The sequence below is a fragment of the Acinetobacter wuhouensis genome, from assembly GCF_001696605.3.
GTDB lineage: Bacteria > Pseudomonadota > Gammaproteobacteria > Pseudomonadales > Moraxellaceae > Acinetobacter > Acinetobacter wuhouensis.
The window spans coordinates 2737718-2756852 of sequence record NZ_CP031716.1 but is presented as its reverse complement, the minus strand read 5'-3'; the positions used below and the strand labels follow the sequence as shown (position 1 = coordinate 2756852).

The window sequence follows — 19135 nt, the reverse complement described above, 5'->3', positions numbered from 1 at the left end:
ACATCAATATATGGAGTATTTTATGGCACGTAGACCAAGAAGAAATCATTCAAATGATTTTAAAGCTAAGGTAGCACTTGCTGCGATTAAAGCAGAAAAAACACTTGCTGAATTGAGTGCTGAGTTTGATGTTCATCAAAACCAAATTATTGACTGGAAAAATCAATTGATCTCAGCTTCCTCGCAAGCTTTCGATCAATCAAAAGCTCCAACAGAACCACCCATCGATCTAAAAAAACTACATGCAAAAATCGGTGAGCAGGCATTAGAAATTGATTTTTTAGAAGGTGTGTTGAAGAAACTGGGCCGCTTCAACCACAAAAGTTAATCGACGACTCACTTCAGATTTCAGTATCTAAGCAAGCTAAGCTGCTGAAAGTCTCCCGTGGTTGTTATTACTATCGCCCAAAACCTGTGAGTGCATCAGATCTGAAGCTGATGCGATGTATTGATGAATTACATATGCAATATCCTTTTGCAGGCAGTCGTATGATGCGTGATTTGTTGAATCGTCAAGGACATCATATAGGACGACGTCATACACGTACTTTAATGAAGAAAATGGGTATTCAGGCGTTATATTGCAAACCAAATTTAAGCCAGGCTAATCAAGCTCACCGTAAATATCCATATCTGCTCAAAGGGTTGGCTATTCAGCGCAGTAATCAAGTGTGGTCTACGGATATAACGTATATCCCTATGGCAAAAGGCTTTGTTTATTTATGTGCTGTGATTGATTGGCATAGCCGCAAGGTACTTGCGCATAGGGTATCGATTAGTATGGAGGTGGATTTTTGTATTTCGGCTTTAAATGAAGCGATTGAAAAATATGGTCGACCTGAAATATTTAATACAGACCAAGGCAGCCAGTTTACCAGTGATGCATTTATTGATGTATTGAAATCAAATGGCATTCAAATCAGTATGGATGGTAAAGGTCGATGGGTAGATAATGTGATGGTTGAACGATTATGGCGGAGCGTTAAATATGAAGAGGTGTATCTCAAAGCTTATAGCAGTGTCACAGATGCGAAAAAGCAATTAAGTGCATATTTTGAGTTTTATAATTTGAAACGACCTCATTCGAGTCTAGACAAAATGACACCAAATGAGTTTTACTATGATCAGCTACCCCAACAAAACAAGGTGGCTTAACTAGAGCGGAATATCACTTATAAATACGCTTTTAGTTGTTCAAACAAGTGGGACCACCTCTGATGTTGATTTAATACTGGAGAAATATAATTTTGAACATAGTTAAGTCTTATTAAGCACTCAAAATATTGTTAAATTATTGAAGAAAGATTATCTATGCAGAGTTGCTTTATTGATTATGCTTATATTTCTGTTGATTAAAAGATCTTATGTAAATAAAGCTATGGGTTTTCAATGAAAAATTTAACAGCAGAACCTACGTATAGGCTCTGTTGGTGATCATGAAAGTACAGTCAGTTCTTAAATGATTAACGATTGTATTTTGCTAGAAAATCCAAATACGGTTTAATCAAAAGCTGCTCTTGCTCTAAAATCGGCATATGTCCAACACCTTTTAAAATAATAGGGTCTTGGGCATTCTTCAATAAACCTTTCAACTCTGCTGCCGCTTCTACATTGATAATTTGATCTTTTTCTCCCCATGCAATGAGAACAGGTTGATCAATAGAACGCGCTGCAATGGCAAATGAATCAGGGGTAAATAATTTCGACATTACGATGAGTTGTTCAACCAATTTTGTGGTATTTCCAGCTTGGCTGATCATGAGTTTTTCTTGCGCATCTTTGAGCTCTTTCGGAATGAAAGGTTGTTGATTCATGGCAATTTTCATTAAGCGATCAAAATCCCCTGGCTTGCTCACGATCATATTGCGCAATGTTGTTGGATCTTTGAGATAAGGGGTATTGGCAGATTTAAATACACCAGCGCTGTCGACTAAAAAGAGTGATTTCGCATCAACAGGGTATTGCGCAGCATATAGTAAAGCAATTGAACCACCCATTGAGTGACCTGCGATATTTAAATCTTTTTCAATTTTTACAGCTTCGGCAAAACGTCGTAATTTTTCAGTCAAATTCGGTAGAGAATAGTCAAAATCTGCGGGGACTTTACTGCCACCTTGACCTGGTAGATCTGGAATAATCACATGATAATACGGTGTTAAATAGCGTGCGACACGATTCCAGTTATCACGACTACCAGCAAGACCATGAACCAATAGAATCGTAGGCTTACCAGCAGGGCCACCTTCACTATATGCCCAATCAATGTCACCGACTTTGACACGTTTAGTTTCCATGCCTGCCCAAGCTCGTTCTTGTTGTAGCACGCTTTGGATATCAATGGCAGGTGCAGCATAGGTTGTACTAGAAATACCGATTGCTGTCACTGACCCCATGACCAGTGCAGTAGATAAAACTATTTTGTTCAAGATTCCTTTCATGATGAATACTCTTGTTGTTTTAGTTTAGAAACGTTTTTACATTAGAATATGCATGATAAAAATGCATTTGCCTAAAACGCAAAAAGCCAATTTAAAATGTCAATTTAGCATAATTCCAGCAGGTTTATCCAAGTTCTATGTCAAATCCAGAATTAGCACAGATGATTCTCAATGTCATCGTTCAAATACCGAAAAGCAAAGTGGCGAGCTATGGACAAATAGCCAGCTTGGCAGGTTTGCCTAAACATGCACGACTGGTGGGAAAAGTTTTGGGTCAACTTCCATCTGACCATGATATTCCTTGGTATCGCGTCATTAATTCACAAGGTCGAATCAGCTTGAATAAATTAGACGAAATGGGAATGTGTGTGCAGACAGCAAAATTATTGGAAGAAGGCGTTGTTGTGATCAATGGAAAGGTGAATTTGAAACAATTTCAATGGAAACCATAAGCAAAACAAAAAACCTGTCGCATTAAGAACAACAGGTTTTAGGAAAAGCAGAAATTTAAGCAGAAAAATCAGTTTAAATGCTTATTTAACCACTAAAACTGGAATTTGTAGCTCAGTTAATAAACCTTGTGCGACACTGCCCATGATGAGTTTTTTCAGACCCGTACGACCATGTGAGCTGAGTACGACAAGATCTATTTTCAAATCATTGACTGCTTGCGCCAATGTATGGGTAATGCTTTCACCTTCTAAGAGGCGGGTTTCAACTTGTAGACCTTCTGCAACAAATTGTTCTTTGGCAGCATTGATATTGTCCTGAATAAACTCACGCGCACGTTCAATAAGTTGATTTGTTTGTCCATTGCTTAGATATTCCGCTGCAATATAAGGGTCTAAAGTCATAACTTGGACAACGGTGATTTTACTATTGAATGCTTTGGCAATATCAGCCGCGTGTTTAACGACAGATAAAGAAGTTTCAGAGCCATCGACTGGAACGAGGATATTTTGATAAGTCATGCGTATTTTCCTTATTTGCACTTAGATTTAAGTTCAAGTTGTTATAACAATTGCTAGTTTCTCACTCGATCATAACGTGAATATGAAATGAATAAAACCTAGTAAATTTATAGACATAATTTATTGCTGTCCGCACAAAATTAGACATCAATTAAAATGTCTAAATTTGCATGAATACTTATTTTTTAAGATTAATGAGCAGTTTACGAGCACTATAAATTTATAATCCGCATGATTTAGCGTGTTTTTTCATCAGATAAAATAGATCAATGTTTGCTGAATAATTTTTAAGGATTGATAGAATCTGCCAGCTTATGTAGAGATTCTTCAATTACAATAAATTGAATACAGAGAAGACATGAATGAAAATGTAGCTAAATTTTAAAACTAAATTTCAAAACTATAATTGAAGAGGAAATGGATAATGGATTATCAAACTATCATTGTAGAAGAAAAAAATCATGTGGGTTATTTGATGTTGAATCGCCCTCAACAGCTTAATAGTTTAACGCTATCAATGAGTGAAGAAATTATTTCTGCACTTAAAGCATTTGAACAAAATCCTGAAGTGAAAGTTATTGTTCTGGGGGCAACTGGAAAAGCCTTTTGTACAGGGATGGAACTGAGTCCAAGCCTATTTCAAGACGTTGATAATATTGATTTGGGGTTGGTGATCGAAAAGTATTTTAAACCAATGATTGATCTGATCTTGAATATTCCGAAAATCATTATTTGTGCGGTGAATGGTACCGCAGCAGGTGCGGGCGCAAGTATTCCATTATTATGTGATATTACTATTGCTGCAAAGTCTGCAAGTTTTACGCAAATTTTTAGCAAAATGGGTTTAATTCCAGATGGTGGCGCGACATGGTTTTTACCGAGAATGATTGGTTTTGCTAAAGCAAAGGCATTGATGCTTACTGCAGAAAAAGTTTCAGCCGAAGAAGCTGAACGTCTAGGCATGATTTATAAAGTAGTTGATGATGATCTATTACAACAGGAAGTGGAAAAACTTGCAGAATATATGGCAACTCAAGCGACCTTGAGTTATGCCATGATCAAACAAGCATTGAATGTGTCTTTGCAAAATGATTTGGAAACTCAGTTAAAATTAGAGCGTGATTTGCAGTTAAAAGCAGGGCGGAGTGAAGATTTTATTGAAGCCGCTCGTGCATTTTTAATGAAAGATAAGCCAAACTTTAAAGGGCGGTGATGATTTCATGACTTTGAATGTATATAAGTTAACTATACTTTTAGGCTTCTACTGTTTTTCAACATTGGTTGTAGCTGAGGAAATAAAAGTAACACCTTGGGTAAAAGTAAAAGCTGAAACAGGCCATGTGAAGTACATTTGTAATACTTTAAGTTTAAAGTGCGGAAATCATGTAGATGTTTGGAAAAAGAAAGCATCTACAGAGGATAAATTGTATTTAACGGATGAAACACCTCAGTTATTTGAATTATCAAAAGTAAATAATCAATATAAATTGATAAATTCATGGCGTTTTGATCATTATCGGCATAGTAGTCAACATTCCCCTGATGATGAAATGGCGGATTATGGCACCGAAATTTTTCCTGCTTTTTATCCTTTAAATCAAAAAAACTTTTCTATTGCTTTGGTGAAGAAATGGGGCACAAGTTATGCAGGTGGAGGAAGAGGAGAGCAAATTGCTGATTTTTTAATGTTAGAACCAAATGGAAAGTATAAAGTCGCTTTGAATGATGTTGCTTTTTATGCTTATGAAATGATTCGAGCTTGTTTTTCTGAACGTGATTATAAAATTTCACCACACTGCCATGACGAAAGTGGTTCAACGCTGTCGATTCAATTTAAAGATGTTGGAAAACCGTACTATCAATGGACGTTGAATTATACCGATTTTACATGGGAATCATTTAAACCTGAGAAAGCAAAGAAAATTGAAAAGTATCGTGAAGTGGTGATGCCGGTTGGACAAAAGGCTAAATGAGTTTTAAATGTACTGAAACTCAGTCATAATGTTTTTAACTTTATGATAATGAATAACTAATGTCTGAACTGAATCAATTACCATGGCAACGTACAAATCTAGAAAATATTGAACAAGCTTGGGATGGTGATCTTTGGGATCGAGAGCGTTTAGGTATCCAACTGACCAATTATGTAGATCGCTTAAATTGCGGTGCTGTACTTGCTTTAGATGCGCGTTGGGGTGAGGGGAAAACGTGGTTTGTACGCAATTGGAAAAGGCACTTAGAAAATAAAAATCATCACGTCATTTATCTAGATGCTTTTGCAAATGATTATTTAGAAGATCCATTTTTAACAATAGCAGCTGAAATAAGTGAAGCATTTAAAACAGCTGAAAATATTGATGAAAGTGAAGTCGAAAGTTTTAATGAAAAAACTGCATCAGTTTTAATTTCATTAGCAGCGATTCTTCCTGTTATCGCAACCAAAGCTGCTCTACATTGGGTCGGGCTTGGAGGTGCTGGAGAAGCGATTCAAGAAGTTTATAAGGATGGAAAAGATGTATATGACTCTTTAAGTGATGAAATTACAGGAAAACTCAAAGAACATATTGAAAAGAAAATTGAAAATCATCATTTAGAAAAGCAAACAATAGTTGATTTTAAAAATGAATTGAAAGAATTAGCAAGTAAGTTAGAAAAGCCACTTGTTTTTATCATTGATGAACTTGATCGTTGTCGCCCTGACTTTGCGATTCGCTTGATTGAACGCATTAAACATTTTTTGATATACCTAAAATAGTTTTTGTTTTAGTGATGAATAAGCCACAGTTATTACAATCAATCAAAAGTTTTTATGGATATGATTCAGAGTCAAATGGCGATTATTTAGAAAAATTTGTAGATTTTACAATAAAATTTCCAGAAATAATTAACTCAAAAATATATCAACATATCATTAAAGAACAGCTATTTAGAATTAATGAGTTAAAAAGTACTGAGACTGTCAATCAACTTTATTATTTAGTACTTGGATTACAATTATTAAAAAAATTCAATTCTCGAGAATTAAGTAAAAAAATTAATCAGTTTGCTCTATTAAGGACTGATGATAATAAGATGAATATGATATTAATGGCATTATTATTCGATCAATCAGTAAGTACTAATTTATTTAATTTTAAACAGATAGTTGATGTTCTTTTCACATATCTTGGAGGGGGGGATACTGGTTATATGACAAAAGAGCATTTTATCCATACAAAACTTGCTACAGAATTTAATATTGATAACTTTTTTATCATAGACCATATAGCAAAGATAGAGAATATTAATAAGCGTTATAGCACAGCGGGACAAATAGATGCTAAAGAAATTATTTTGAAAGAATATCTTGAAAAATTTGCAATCAATAAATTAAGTCATACTGATTATTTTATTCGTGATTGGAAGTCGTATATCCAAACAGGTATTTTTAGCGAAAATTAATTAAGCTTGAAATAATTCCTGTCTGCAACTCTTCCCGCATCTTTAAAAACTGCTTTTCATCCATCTCATAGAGTTTAAGGGAAAGCAGTTTTTCGATATCTTCCTCAGAAAAACGATACTTAATCACTTTGGCAGGAACACCACCAACAATGGCATAAGGCGGCACATCCTGCGTAACCACAGCACCTGTAGCAACCACGGCACCTTCACCTAAAGTCACCCCTTGCATGATCATGGCACGACTACCAATCCAACAACCATCACCAATGACCGTATCACCCGCAGGTAAAAAGCTACGCGTATCAAAAGGAAAGGTCGAAATCCAGTCAGGACGATGCAACTGATTGCCACCCATCATGATGACGCATTCAGCCCCAAAACAAACAAAATTGCCAATATAAAGCTGATCAATCGGCTTTTCAGGTGTAGATGGTTTATCATGTAAATAACGCACCACACAACGCTCAAAACCTTGATCCCAATAAGCTGAATAATAAGAATAATTTCCTTTGATGTGAATATTTGGATTGTTCACAGTTTTAGAAATAAACTCAAATTCACACCAGTGTTTCACAGGTGAGTTAATGGAATCAGTCATATAAAAAGCAAAAGGCTAGTGGTTTCACCATTTTATATGACTTCGTCCAAAAGATGAATTAAATAGCCTAAGCAATTTTTAAATGAATCAAATGTGATCCATGCGTATGACGAATATGATCAGCACGATCATGGAAATAGCGTTCAGTAATATCAACTCCAGATAAATCTTCGTCAACGATATAACCCATATTCTCAACAGCTTGATGCAAGTCTTGAGAAGCAAAAGCACCAATCAAAGGTTCTTTTAAGAAGCGAGTGAAATGCGTTAAAGCAAAAGCGCCATAACGTTCAATGCCTTGTAATTCTTTATAATCAATTGAATAGTCCATCACCAATTCACTACCAGAAGGCGCAATAGAGGCGATATTTTGTAAAGTCCCAAGTGTGGTTTGTGGTGTTAAATAATGTGTTGTGCCTAACCAAGAAAAGAACGCTTTTTCAGTCGCTTGATACTGACTGCGCAGCAGGGCATCAGACAGTTTTTCTTTTTCAAAATCAATGCTGACAAATTCAACATTACTAGGCAGTTGTTTAGATTTTAAAACAGATTTGAGTTGCTGAATTTTGGTTTTTTGCGTATCAGGATGATCGACTTCAAATATTTTTATGTTTGGATATTGTTCAGCCAAACGTAATACAAAAGAATCTAATCCTGCACCGACTAAGACATATTGTTGAATATGATTCTGTTCAATGGCTTGTATTAAAAGGTCTTCGGTATAACGAGAACGCCCAACCACTTGTCCTGTGAGTTTGCCAAAAGTTTGATTCATAAAAGTGGAATTTAAGGTTTTACGAAATAAGCCATTTTTGAGCAAAAAACGCCAACGTGCATTGGTCATTTCAAAAGCATAAGGATCTGAAAATACAGGGTCATTTGCATAAAGATAGTGATTGGCACGAAGCGCAGCAGCAGCTTCGGCAGTTCGACTGACTCGTCCTGCTTTCATAATATATCCACTTAAAATTTTATTTTCTAACACTTTAAAAGAAAAAAGCATTTAAACAATGGCGATTTGATACGCAAGAGATGGACTATATTGTGAGTTAAATTTTTTATGAAATGAGCGATAAGTCTTAGTTAATCAAGTTGATCATCCCAAATTCCATATTTAGGACCATAAAGTTCTTTATATTTAGTTTCATACATACTTTCCTGAGAGGAGTCACAGTAATACACAATATCTGAGGCGGGTACACTTTTACAAACCTTGTTTTCACATTTAGATACCGTATATTTATATCTCTTTTTGGTGCTTTCACATTGATGTTGTTGTAAATATGTTTCAAAATTTCGACTGGTTAATGATGTCATTTGAGCCCATATTCCTAAGAACAAAATGGGAGCAACAAAGGCAAAAGATGATATTATATTTGTAGATAAATCAGCAGGTCTTTTTTTATTTTGGCTATAAAAGAAAATACTATAACTACAAAAGCACAAAAATAATCCGAAGCTAAAAGTAATAATGCCTTCTCTCAACACTGTAAAATAGAGTGCTGTAGGTAATAATAGACAAAGTAGTAACGTGGAATTAAACAAATTTTTAATTTTCATTATTTAAATCAAAGAAAAAGGGCTGAATGATCAGCCCTAATTTTATCAAATATTTCTAGTTAAATAACTATGAAAGATACTCAACACTGACAACTTCGTATTCTACTTCACCTTGTGGTGTTACGATTTTAACTTCATCGCCTTCGTTTTTACCGAGAAGACCACGTGCAATCGGTGAATTTACAGAAATTTTGTGAATTTTAAAGTCAGCTTCATCATCACCAACGATACGATAAGTCTTTTGCTCTTCTGTATCTAAGTTTTCGATGGTTACAGTCACACCGAAAACCACACGACCTGTTTGCTCAAGTTCTTTTACATCGATCACTTGGCAAGCACCGAGTTTACCTTCGATGTCCTGAATACGACCCTCACAGAAACCTTGTTGCTCACGTGCTGCATGGTATTCCGCATTTTCTTTTAAATCCCCATGTTCACGAGCTTCCGCAATTGCCGCAGTGATACGTGGACGGTCAACAGTTTTTAACTGCTGTAATTCTTTCTCCAAAGCAACCTTGCCTTCAGGAGTCATAGGATAACGTTGCATTGTTGTCCCTCAGTTTTGTATTTAAAAAATACAGGTTTATAAAATGAAAAAAGCCCGCCACCGAGAGGTGACGGGACTTCTCGGAAACGAATTAACCTAGTGTTTGCAAATCTTGCAAGCGATATACATCCATTGGCAATTTAATTGCTAAAGCTTGGCATACAGCATCAGCACCATTCAAGGTCGTTGTGTAATACACTTTACCTTGAAGCGCAGAGCGACGGATTGAGAATGAATCCTGCTGAGCTTGTTTACCTTCAGTTGTATTGATAATGAGGTGAATTTCGCCATTTTTCAAGCGGTCGACGATATTTGGGCGACCCTCAGTAACTTTATTCACACGTTCAACTTCAATACCCGCTTGTTGAATAACATCAAAAGTACCACCAGTTGCGATAATTTTAAAGCCTAGATCAACAAGTTGTTGTGCGATAGGAACAACACGAGGTTTATCTGAATCACGTACAGAAATAAATACGTGTTTGATTTCACCTTCAGTTGGTTTACCTGGTAAACGATCATTTGAGCCTAAAACAGCTTTATAGAACGCTTCACCAAAAGTAGTACCTACACCCATCACTTCGCCTGTAGATTTCATCTCTGGGCCAAGGATCGGGTCAACACCTGGGAATTTGTTGAATGGGAATACCGCTTCTTTCACTGCGAAGTGAGTCGGGATAATTTCTTTTGTGAATCCTTGAGATTCTAAAGATTGACCCGCCATACAACGTGCAGCAACTTTCGCTAAAGATTCACCGATACATTTAGAAACAAACGGCACTGTACGCGATGCACGTGGGTTCACTTCTAAGATATAAACGTCATTACCTTTTACAGCATATTGAACGTTCATCAAACCAACAACGCCAAGTTCTTTCGCCATAGCGATGGTTTGACGACGCATTTCGTCCTGAATTTCTTTAGATAAAGAATAAGGAGGAATAGAACATGCTGAGTCACCTGAGTGAATACCTGCTTGTTCGATGTGCTGCATGATACCGCCGATTACAACGTCTTTACCGTCAGATACGCAGTCCACGTCAACTTCGATGGCATCATCAAGGAAATGGTCAAGAAGTACAGGTGCTTCGTTTGATGCTTGAACCGCATCACGTAAGTAGCGTTTCAATTCGTCATCGTTATAGACGATTTCCATCGCACGACCACCCAGTACATAAGATGGACGTACAACCAATGGATAACCCACTTTTGCAGCTTCAGCCATACCTTCTTCAGCAGATTTAACAATGCTGTTGTTTGGTTGACGAAGTTGCAGGCGTTGAATCATTTGCTGGAAACGTTCACGGTCTTCTGCACGGTCGATTGCATCAGGAGATGTACCGATAATTGGCGCACCAGCTTCTTCTAAAGCACGAGCCAGTTTAAGCGGAGTCTGACCGCCGTACTGTACGATAATACCTTTTGGCTTCTCGATACGTACGATTTCTAAAACATCTTCAAGTGTAATCGGTTCGAAGTACAAACGATCTGAAGTGTCATAATCTGTTGAAACAGTTTCAGGGTTACAGTTCACCATGATTGTTTCATAACCGTCATCACGCATTGCAAGGGCAGCGTGTACACAGCAGTAATCGAATTCGATCCCTTGACCAATACGGTTAGGACCACCACCGATCACCATGATCTTGTCACGGCTAGATGGATTCGCTTCACATTCTTCATCGTAAGTTGAGTACATATACGCTGTATCTGATTCAAACTCAGCAGCACAAGTATCAACACGTTTGTAAACAGGCGTTACACCCAAGTTCCAACGATGTTTACGGAATTGTTTTTGTGAAATGCCCATCAAGTTCGCAATGCGAAGATCTGACAAACCTTTACGTTTGAATGAACGGATATTGTCCGCATTCAAATCACCAAAACCTAAAGTTTTGATTTGGTTTTCAGTTTTGATAATGTCTTCGATTTGAATCAAGAACCAACGGTCAATCTTAGTCGCTTCAAACACTTCGTCTAATGTGAAACCGTGACGGAATGCATCACCTACAAACCAAATACGCTCTGGACCTGGAACTTTAAGTTCAACAAGGATCTTTTCACGTGCGCCTTCAGTACCCACAGCGATTTTTTCGTCAAAACCACATGCACCCACTTCAAGACCACGAAGTGCTTTAGATACAGATTCCTGGAAGTTACGACCAATCGCCATCACTTCACCCACAGATTTCATCTGTGTCGTCAAAGTTGCATCAGCTTGTGGGAATTTCTCGAAGTTAAAACGAGGAATCTTAGTTACAACGTAGTCGATTGCTGGTTCGAAAGACGCAGGCGTTGTACCGCCAGTGATGTCGTTTTTCAACTCATCAAGGGTATAACCTACAGCCAATTTCGCAGCAATTTTCGCAATTGGGAAACCAGTTGCTTTAGAAGCAAGTGCAGATGAACGAGAAACACGTGGGTTCATCTCGATCACAACCATACGACCGTCTTTCGGGTTAATACCGAATTGAACGTTCGAACCACCAGTTTCTACACCAATTTCACGAAGAACCGCTAAAGATGCATTACGAAGTAACTGGAATTCTTTGTCTGTCAATGTTTGTGCAGGCGCAACTGTGATTGAGTCACCAGTGTGCACGCCCATTGGGTCAAAGTTTTCGATTGTACATACGATGATACAGTTGTCGTTTTTGTCACGAACAACTTCCATTTCGTATTCTTTCCAACCAATTAAAGATTCATCAATCAATAATTGTTTAGTTGGAGAAAGATCGAAACCACGTTCACAGATTTCAATGAATTCTTCACGGTTGTAAGCGATACCACCGCCTGAACCACCCATGGTGAATGATGGACGGATAATCACAGGGAAACCGAAACGAGCTTGAATTTCAAGCGCGTGTTCCATGCTTTCTGCAACGTCAGCACGTGGACATTCCAGACCGATTTTGCGCATTGCGATATCGAAAAGTTTACGGTCTTCTGCTTTTTCGATCGCTTCTTTGGTCGCGCCAATCAATTCAACATTGTATTTTTTCAAAATACCGTTGGCATCAAGTGCAAGTGCACAGTTCAATGCTGTTTGACCACCCATTGTAGGAAGAACAGCGTCTGGGCGTTCTTTCTCAATGATTGCCGCAACAGTCTGCCAGGTAATCGGTTCGATATACGTTGCATCTGCCATTGCAGGGTCAGTCATAATGGTCGCTGGGTTAGAGTTCACCAAAATAACACGGTAGCCTTCTTCACGAAGGGCTTTACACGCTTGTGCACCTGAGTAGTCAAACTCACATGCCTGACCGATCACAATCGGACCTGCACCAATAATTAGGATGCTTTTAATGTCTGTACGTTTAGCCATGATCGCTCCTCAATTACTTCTTAGATGCTTCAATAAGTTCGATGAAATGATCGAACAAAGGTGCGCAGTCGTGTGGACCAGGACTAGCTTCAGGGTGACCCTGGAAGCTGAACGCTGGTTTGTCTGTACGATGAATGCCTTGAAGCGTTTGATCGAACAATGACTTGTGCGTTGCTTTTAGATTTGCAGGCAAAGTGTCTGCATCTACAGCGAAGCCGTGGTTTTGAGAAGTAATCATCACAGTCCCTGTTTCAATGTTCTGAACAGGGTGGTTTGCACCGTGGTGACCATGTGGCATTTTAACTGTTTTAGCGCCTGATGCTAAAGCAAGAATTTGGTGACCTAAACAGATACCAAATACAGGAACATTACGCGCATCTTCAACAATAGTTTTCACTGCTTCAATTGCATAATCACATGCAGCTGGATCGCCAGGACCATTTGACAAGAATACGCCATCTGGATTCAATGCAAGTACTTTTTCAGCAGGAGTTTGAGCAGGAACAACTGTTAGTTTGCAACCACGGTCTGCGAGCATACGTAAGATGTTGGTTTTGACACCATAGTCATATGCAACAACATGGAACTTCGCTTCAGGCTGAGAGAAACCTTGACCAAGTGTCCATGAACCTTCAGTCCATTCGAAACCTTCAGGATCGCAACACTCTTTAGCAAGGTCTAAACCGTTTAAGCCACCGAATGCACGTGCTTTTGCAATCGCTTCTTCTTCAGTGATGTTCTCACCTGCAAGGATGCAACCGTTTTGCGCGCCTTTGTCACGAAGAATACGTGTCAAACGTCGAGTATCAATATCTGCAATGGCAACGACATTATGTTGTTGTAAATATTCGCCAAGAGATTGAGTAGCTCGGAAATTGCTGTGTAATAAAGGCAAGTCACGAATGATTAAACCATTCGCCCAGACTTTGTGAATGCGACCAGACTCAGCGTCTTCGTCATTACAACCAGTATTACCGATATGAGGATAAGTTAAAGTTACAAGTTGCTGTGCATAACTAGGATCGGTCAAGATTTCTTGATAACCAGTCATGGCAGTGTTAAAAACGACTTCACCAGTCGTACTTCCCGTAGCGCCGATCGATGTACCTTTGAATACAGTACCGTCAGCAAGGGCTAAAATGGCGGGGGTGCTCAAACCATAGCTCCTGAACTAAAACCACAAAAATAGGGCTGTAAAAAAGCGAGTAGACGAAAAAAAAGGAAGGTTAATTAAATCCTACCCTCCTCATGTCTGCTCGCTTGTAACTTAACAGCGTATTATACGCATGATGCCCCCGAAAGTCCATTTTATTTGAGATGTATTTTTCAAGATAATGATAGATAAATCCCTTGCTATTTATGATTAAATCTGATTTTTAAATGAACTTATTGAAATTGTAAGTATTTAAGAATTGTCTGACAAATCAAACTCTAAAATTTAACATTTCACGTTATCTTTATGTCTCACATTCCAGGGGGAATTAATGATGACGATTTCAAAAGAAACTGTGAAAGATGCAGTGAAAGACAATATCGAAACTGTGAAAGAAAATGTTGAGACTGTAAAAGAAGCAGTCGATACAGCCAAAGATACTGTCGCTAAAAAAGTAGCAAAAGACACCGCTGCGATTAAAGAAGTTGTGGCTGAAACGACTGAGAGTTTAGAGAAAATCAGTGCTGAAACAAAGCAGAAAGTGACTGAAGCTGTGACGGAAACTAAAGCGAATTTGCAAGCAGAAGCTGAACAGTTAAATGCACAAGTTCAAGATCAAGTGCAAAGCTTTAAACAAGAGCTGTTGATGCGTTTGGATATTATTAAAAATCAATTCTCAACATCACCAAAAGATTTAGTTGGTCTTGCAGAGTTGATTAAAACTGAATTGACAGTTTTATTAAAAGATTTAACTGAAGTGGGTAAGGAAATTCGTACAGATGTTTCGCAAATTTCTTCAAAACACAAAGAACATTTAAATGAAACATTTAAGCGTTCTAAAGACAGTACCTTAGATGCTTGGAAAAAAGTGGTGAATAAGGTTGAAGATGAAAGTTCTTCAAAAAGTTAATTTTTAAAATGAAGTATTCAGCATTTTGATTATCATCGAGCAATGCTGATGACTGATTTTAACAATAACTTTGAAATAGACTTTAAAACTGCTTGATAAAAAGGTAGTGATCAATGTCACTGCCTTTTTTATTGAATGCTGTTTGAAAAATATTTGAAAATAGAAAACAAAAAACGAGGCATATCGCCTCGAATCTTATCTTTGCGCATAAGTGAATGTGCATCAATTAAAAAGTATGCAACCAATCACGCTTATTGTGAAAGTCAGCTTGTTGACCACTATGTTGCATTGCAAAATAATGTTGCCCTTGGGTTGTATTCAAGACAGCAGTTAAACCCAGAAATAAGTCAGACCATTTCAATTTATTTGCCAACATGAACTCGGTTAAATCAATACTGACATTTAAGCCATAATGAGTACGCTTTAATTGATTGAGTTCAATATCATAGGCAACAACGGGCGGCATATTTTCAGGATAGCGATATTCTTCAAACTGATAGGCTTGCCACGCTTGAGAAGGGGAAAGATTGATCTCACGATAATAATCTTCACCTTGTACGCCAATAAAAATCTCGAAGCAGGTATTTTCCCAAAGAAAATCTTGGCGAGGATTTGATGCAACTTGCTCAGGGTATTGAATAAACTGATTTGGATCTCTGAGCCAATAACCCACATTCAATGTATATGGGCTGACTTGCTCAATCGCACCTACAAGAGAAATGCTTTGAAAACGACGATCAAAAGCACTAAGTTCGTAACTTGCCATAGTATTGCCAGTAAAATTTAAGCTTAATTAGACAAATGTGCGTGGCGAACTAAGTTAGATAGCTTAGGATTTTGTTTAGGCGCTTTTTTGTAAAGTAATGCAATTTTACCGATGGTTTGTACTACTTCAGAACCTGAAACTTCAGCGATTTCAGCAATTGTTGCTGCACGTGCTTCACGATCTTCACCTGCAATTTTCACTTTAATCAATTCGTGATCATTTAAAGCGCGGCTTAATTCTTCAACGACACTTTCAGTCAAGCCTTTATCCCCAAGCATTACAACTGGGTTTAATGCATGTCCGATTTGACGTAAACGTTTACGTTCTTGGATAGAGAGAGTCGCCATAAAAAATAACCTAAATTTAAAAACGACCTAGTATAACAAAAGCCATTCCACTGCGCTGTAAATTCTGTAGAAATAATCGATCAAGATGATTTAAAAAAACACACCAATATTGGGTGATTTAAATGCAGATCAATACTGCATTGAAAATGTTTTTAACGTACAATCAGAGGTTAGTTATCGTTTATATCAAGAGAGTTATGGCTACACGCATTACCAACCAGAAGTTATCGAAAAGTAGTCGTGCGTGGATGAGAGAGCATTTGGATGATCCTTTTGTGAAAAAAGCACAAAAAGAAGGTTATCGCGCTCGCGCAGCATATAAGCTACTTGAAATTCAAGAAAAACATAAAATGATTAAGCCTGGTATGACCGTGGTTGACTTGGGAGCTGCGCCTGGAAGTTGGTCGCAAATCGCAGGAAAGCTCGTTGGTGATAAGGGTTTGGTTATTGCTTCTGATATTTTAGAAATGGATGCTTTACCCGATGTAACCTTCTTACAAGGTGACTTCCGTGAAGAAGAAGTTTTCGAAAAATTGTTAAATATTTTAAATGGACGCACTGTAGACGTTGTAATTTCGGATATGGCCCCCAATACATCAGGTAATAAGGCTGTAGATCAACCTCGCCAGATTTACTTGTGTGAACTTGCACTTGATTTTGCCAATAAGGTTTTAGGACCAAAAGGGCAGTTTGTGGTAAAAGTTTTCCAAGGGACTGGTTTTGATGAGTTTCGAAAGCAAGTTGTAGACAGTTTTGATGTGTTAAAAACAGCAAAACCCGCTGCTTCACGTGCACGTTCCAAAGAAGTTTTTTTAATTGGACAGGGCCGTAAAAAAGTATCGCAATAGGTTGGGTATTTAAGGTATGTTCATTGTTGGTAATGAATCGCCAACAAATACTTGCCAAGTTGTTAAAAATTGTGCATTTTGTACGTTTTTAATAATAATTGCGAAATTCATTACTCGCTTTTTGTTACGATCAAGCAAGATTGAGCCTGATCAAAATAGTTATATATGGGAATAAAGCTTTGAGCGATTACTTCAAAAATGCCGTATTGTGGCTGGTCATACTAGGTGTGCTGATCCTTATCTTCAGTAACCTGAGTGACCGCAGTAAGCCTTCTGCAATGAATTATTCAGAATTCATTACAGCGGTGAATGCTGGTCAAATCAGTAAAGTCACAATTGATGGCGAAAGAATAAGTGGCGAAAAAAAGAATGGTTCGGACTTTGAAAGTATTCGCCCAGCAGTTCAAGATCCTGAACTGATGCCAACACTCATCAAAAATAACGTTGTTGTTGAAGGTACTGCACCTCAACGCCAAGGTTTGTTGATGCAACTTCTGATCGCAAGCTTCCCTGTACTATTGATTATTTTATTGTTCATGTTCTTTATGCGTAACATGGGTGGTGGTGCAGGTGGTAAAAACGGTCCAATGAGCTTTGGTAAGTCGAAAGCAAAAATGCTTTCAGAAGACCAAATCAAAGTGACATTTACAGATGTTGCGGGCTGTGATGAAGCGAAACAAGAAGTTGTCGAAATTGTCGATTTCTTAAAAGATCCTGCTAAATTCAAACGTCTAGGTGCAACTATTCCGAAAGGCGTATTGATGGTCGGTCCTCCAGGTACAGGTAAAACTTTACTTGCGAAAGCGATTGCAGGTGAAGCGAAAGTTCCATTCTTTAGTATCTCAGGTTCTGACTTCGTTGAAATGTTTGTCGGTGTTGGTGCATCTCGTGTACGTGACATGTTTGAACAAGCAAAACGCCATGCGCCATGTATCATCTTTATTGATGAGATTGATGCGGTAGGTCGTCATCGTGGTTCAGGTACAGGTGGTGGTCACGATGAACGTGAACAAACCCTTAACCAAATGCTTGTAGAAATGGACGGCTTTGAAGGTAATGAAGGCATTATCGTGATTGCTGCAACAAACCGTGCAGATGTACTCGATAAAGCTTTACTTCGTCCAGGTCGTTTTGACCGTCAAGTAATGGTTGGACTTCCAGACATTAAAGGTCGTGAGCAAATTCTTAATGTTCACTTGAAGAAACTTCCTTCGACTACAGGCGTGGACGTTAAAGTCCTTGCACGTGGTACGCCTGGTTTCTCTGGTGCGCAACTTGCAAACCTTGTCAATGAAGCAGCATTGTTTGCAGCACGTCGTAATAAAAACACTGTTGATATGCATGATTTTGAAGATGCAAAAGACAAGTTGTATATGGGGCCAGAACGTAAGTCGATGGTCATCCGTGATGAAGAGCGTCGTGCGACTGCTTATCATGAAGCGGGTCATGCGATTGTTGCTGAAATCCTTCCAGGTACAGACCCAGTGCATAAAGTTACAATTATGCCGCGTGGTTGGGCTTTGGGTGTGACTTGGCAGTTACCTGAACAAGATGCGATTAGTCATTACAAATCAAAAATGTTGAATGAACTTTCAATCTTATTTGGTGGCCGTATTGCAGAAGAAGTTTTCATTAACCAAATGTCGACAGGTGCTTCAAACGACTTCGAGCGTGCAACGAAAATGGCACGTGCGATGGTAACCAAATACGGTATGTCTGACAAAATGGGCGTGATGGTTTATGAAGAAGAGAACCAAAATGGTTTCTTTGGAAATATGGGCAATCGCACGATTTCAGAAGCAACGCAACAACAAGTTGACCAAGAAGTTCGCCGCATCTTAGATGAGCAATATAAGGTTGCACGTGATATTCTTGAAAATAACAAAGATATTGCACATGCAATGGTAAAAGCTTTGATGGAATGGGAAACTATTGACCGTGATCAAATCCGTGACATCATGGAAGGTCGCGAGCCTCAACCACCGAAAGTTTATGTAGCTGATAATCCAGTGATTGATGTTGTTCCAACTGATGGTCCATCAACACCACCGCCATTACCAGCGACCTGAGCAAACTTAAAGCATGGCTTTAAGTGAAGCGCAAGACATAGTGCGGAGCGATTTTAAAGCAAAGCTTTAAAAAACTTAGCTTAAAAAATGAGAGTCTCGAAAGAGGCTCTTTTTTTATGTTTGATGAATTTTAACAATGATTAAAATTGATCATTTGACAGA

17 protein-coding genes and 1 pseudogene are annotated in these 19135 nt (G+C 38.2%); 8 read left to right on the top strand and 10 right to left on the bottom strand.

What is annotated here, in order from left to right; all coding sequences use genetic code 11:
• The first annotated feature begins 22 nt into the window (after positions 1 to 22).
• A protein-coding gene (locus BEN71_RS13835; protein ID WP_223155595.1) for an IS3-like element ISAba14 family transposase occupies positions 23 to 1155 on the top strand; the annotation gives its coding sequence in 2 pieces (ribosomal slippage) (positions 23 to 275 and positions 275 to 1155; 1134 coding nt in all).
• A gap of 308 nt (positions 1156 to 1463) precedes the next feature.
• Here BEN71_RS13835 and BEN71_RS13830 read toward each other — a convergent pair.
• On the bottom strand, positions 1464 to 2438 hold the full coding sequence (locus BEN71_RS13830) for an alpha/beta fold hydrolase (RefSeq protein WP_068973484.1): 975 nt from the start codon (positions 2436 to 2438) through the stop codon (positions 1464 to 1466).
• A gap of 137 nt (positions 2439 to 2575) precedes the next feature.
• On the opposite strand from BEN71_RS13830, the gene BEN71_RS13825 reads away from it, so the two are divergent.
• Positions 2576 to 2890 carry an MGMT family protein gene (locus BEN71_RS13825; protein ID WP_068973485.1) on the top strand — a complete coding sequence of 105 codons (315 nt, stop codon included), beginning with the start codon at positions 2576 to 2578 and terminating at the stop codon, positions 2888 to 2890.
• Between the two features lie 81 nt (positions 2891 to 2971).
• On the opposite strand, the gene BEN71_RS13820 is transcribed toward BEN71_RS13825, so the two are convergent.
• Positions 2972 to 3409: a universal stress protein gene (locus BEN71_RS13820; RefSeq protein WP_068973486.1), complete on the bottom strand. Its 438-nt coding sequence runs from the start codon at positions 3407 to 3409 to the stop codon at positions 2972 to 2974.
• A 424-nt stretch (positions 3410 to 3833) separates the two neighbouring features.
• Between BEN71_RS13820 and BEN71_RS13815 the strand changes: the two genes are divergently transcribed.
• The 3 genes and pseudogenes from BEN71_RS13815 to BEN71_RS19550 all read left to right on the top strand — a co-directional run bounded on the left by BEN71_RS13815 (position 3834) and on the right by BEN71_RS19550 (position 6850).
• Entirely contained in the window at positions 3834 to 4622 is a 789-nt protein-coding gene (locus BEN71_RS13815; protein WP_068973487.1) for an enoyl-CoA hydratase-related protein, read from the top strand.
• Between the two features lie 7 nt (positions 4623 to 4629).
• On the top strand, positions 4630 to 5382 hold the full coding sequence (locus BEN71_RS13810) for a hypothetical protein (RefSeq protein WP_068973488.1): 753 nt from the start codon (positions 4630 to 4632) through the stop codon (positions 5380 to 5382).
• A gap of 59 nt (positions 5383 to 5441) precedes the next feature.
• Positions 5442 to 6850 (top strand): annotated as a pseudogene (locus tag BEN71_RS19550) (KAP family P-loop NTPase fold protein).
• Here BEN71_RS19550 and BEN71_RS13800 read toward each other — a convergent pair.
• The 6 genes from BEN71_RS13800 to carA form a co-directional block, all read right to left on the bottom strand.
• Positions 6837 to 7448, bottom strand: a complete 612-nt coding sequence (locus tag BEN71_RS13800) for a CatB-related O-acetyltransferase (protein ID WP_068973489.1) — start codon at positions 7446 to 7448, stop codon at positions 6837 to 6839. The pseudogene BEN71_RS19550 and the gene BEN71_RS13800 overlap by 14 nt on opposite strands.
• A 67-nt stretch (positions 7449 to 7515) precedes the next feature.
• A complete protein-coding gene (locus BEN71_RS13795) occupies positions 7516 to 8400 on the bottom strand; it encodes a class I SAM-dependent methyltransferase (protein WP_068973490.1) in 885 nt (294 codons plus the stop codon).
• 131 nt (positions 8401 to 8531) lie between these two features.
• A complete protein-coding gene (locus tag BEN71_RS13790) occupies positions 8532 to 9008 on the bottom strand; it encodes a hypothetical protein (protein ID WP_068973491.1) in 477 nt (158 codons plus the stop codon).
• Positions 9009 to 9075: 67 nt separating this feature from the next.
• Complete coding sequence (greA, locus tag BEN71_RS13785; protein ID WP_068973492.1) at positions 9076 to 9555, bottom strand: transcription elongation factor GreA; 480 nt, start codon at positions 9553 to 9555, stop codon at positions 9076 to 9078.
• Between the two features lie 91 nt (positions 9556 to 9646).
• Positions 9647 to 12880, bottom strand: a complete 3234-nt coding sequence (gene carB / locus BEN71_RS13780) for a carbamoyl-phosphate synthase large subunit (protein ID WP_068973493.1) — start codon at positions 12878 to 12880, stop codon at positions 9647 to 9649.
• A 13-nt stretch (positions 12881 to 12893) separates the two neighbouring features.
• The gene (gene carA / locus BEN71_RS13775; protein WP_068973494.1) at positions 12894 to 14036 is read right to left on the bottom strand and encodes a glutamine-hydrolyzing carbamoyl-phosphate synthase small subunit; all 1143 of its coding nucleotides are present in this window, start codon (positions 14034 to 14036) and stop codon (positions 12894 to 12896) included.
• Between the two features lie 328 nt (positions 14037 to 14364).
• Here carA and BEN71_RS13770 point away from each other — a divergent pair, with 328 nt between their 5' ends.
• Positions 14365 to 14943 carry a hypothetical protein gene (locus BEN71_RS13770; protein WP_227542610.1) on the top strand — a complete coding sequence of 193 codons (579 nt, stop codon included), beginning with the start codon at positions 14365 to 14367 and terminating at the stop codon, positions 14941 to 14943.
• A 226-nt stretch (positions 14944 to 15169) separates the two neighbouring features.
• Here BEN71_RS13770 and BEN71_RS13765 read toward each other — a convergent pair whose 3' ends face one another.
• Positions 15170 to 15709 (bottom strand): DOMON-like domain-containing protein, encoded by a 540-nt coding sequence (locus BEN71_RS13765; protein WP_068973495.1) that lies wholly within the window; start codon positions 15707 to 15709, stop codon positions 15170 to 15172.
• Positions 15710 to 15732: 23 nt separating this feature from the next.
• The gene (gene yhbY, locus BEN71_RS13760) at positions 15733 to 16056 is read right to left on the bottom strand and encodes a ribosome assembly RNA-binding protein YhbY (RefSeq protein ID WP_068973496.1); all 324 of its coding nucleotides are present in this window, start codon (positions 16054 to 16056) and stop codon (positions 15733 to 15735) included.
• 197 nt (positions 16057 to 16253) lie between these two features.
• Here yhbY and rlmE point away from each other — a divergent pair, with 197 nt between their 5' ends.
• Together rlmE and ftsH are read left to right on the top strand one after the other, a co-directional pair.
• Entirely contained in the window at positions 16254 to 16904 is a 651-nt protein-coding gene (rlmE, locus tag BEN71_RS13755; RefSeq protein WP_068973497.1) for a 23S rRNA (uridine(2552)-2'-O)-methyltransferase RlmE, read from the top strand.
• A gap of 179 nt (positions 16905 to 17083) precedes the next feature.
• A complete protein-coding gene (gene ftsH / locus BEN71_RS13750; protein ID WP_068973498.1) occupies positions 17084 to 18973 on the top strand; it encodes an ATP-dependent zinc metalloprotease FtsH in 1890 nt (629 codons plus the stop codon).
• Positions 18974 to 19135 lie beyond the last annotated feature (162 nt).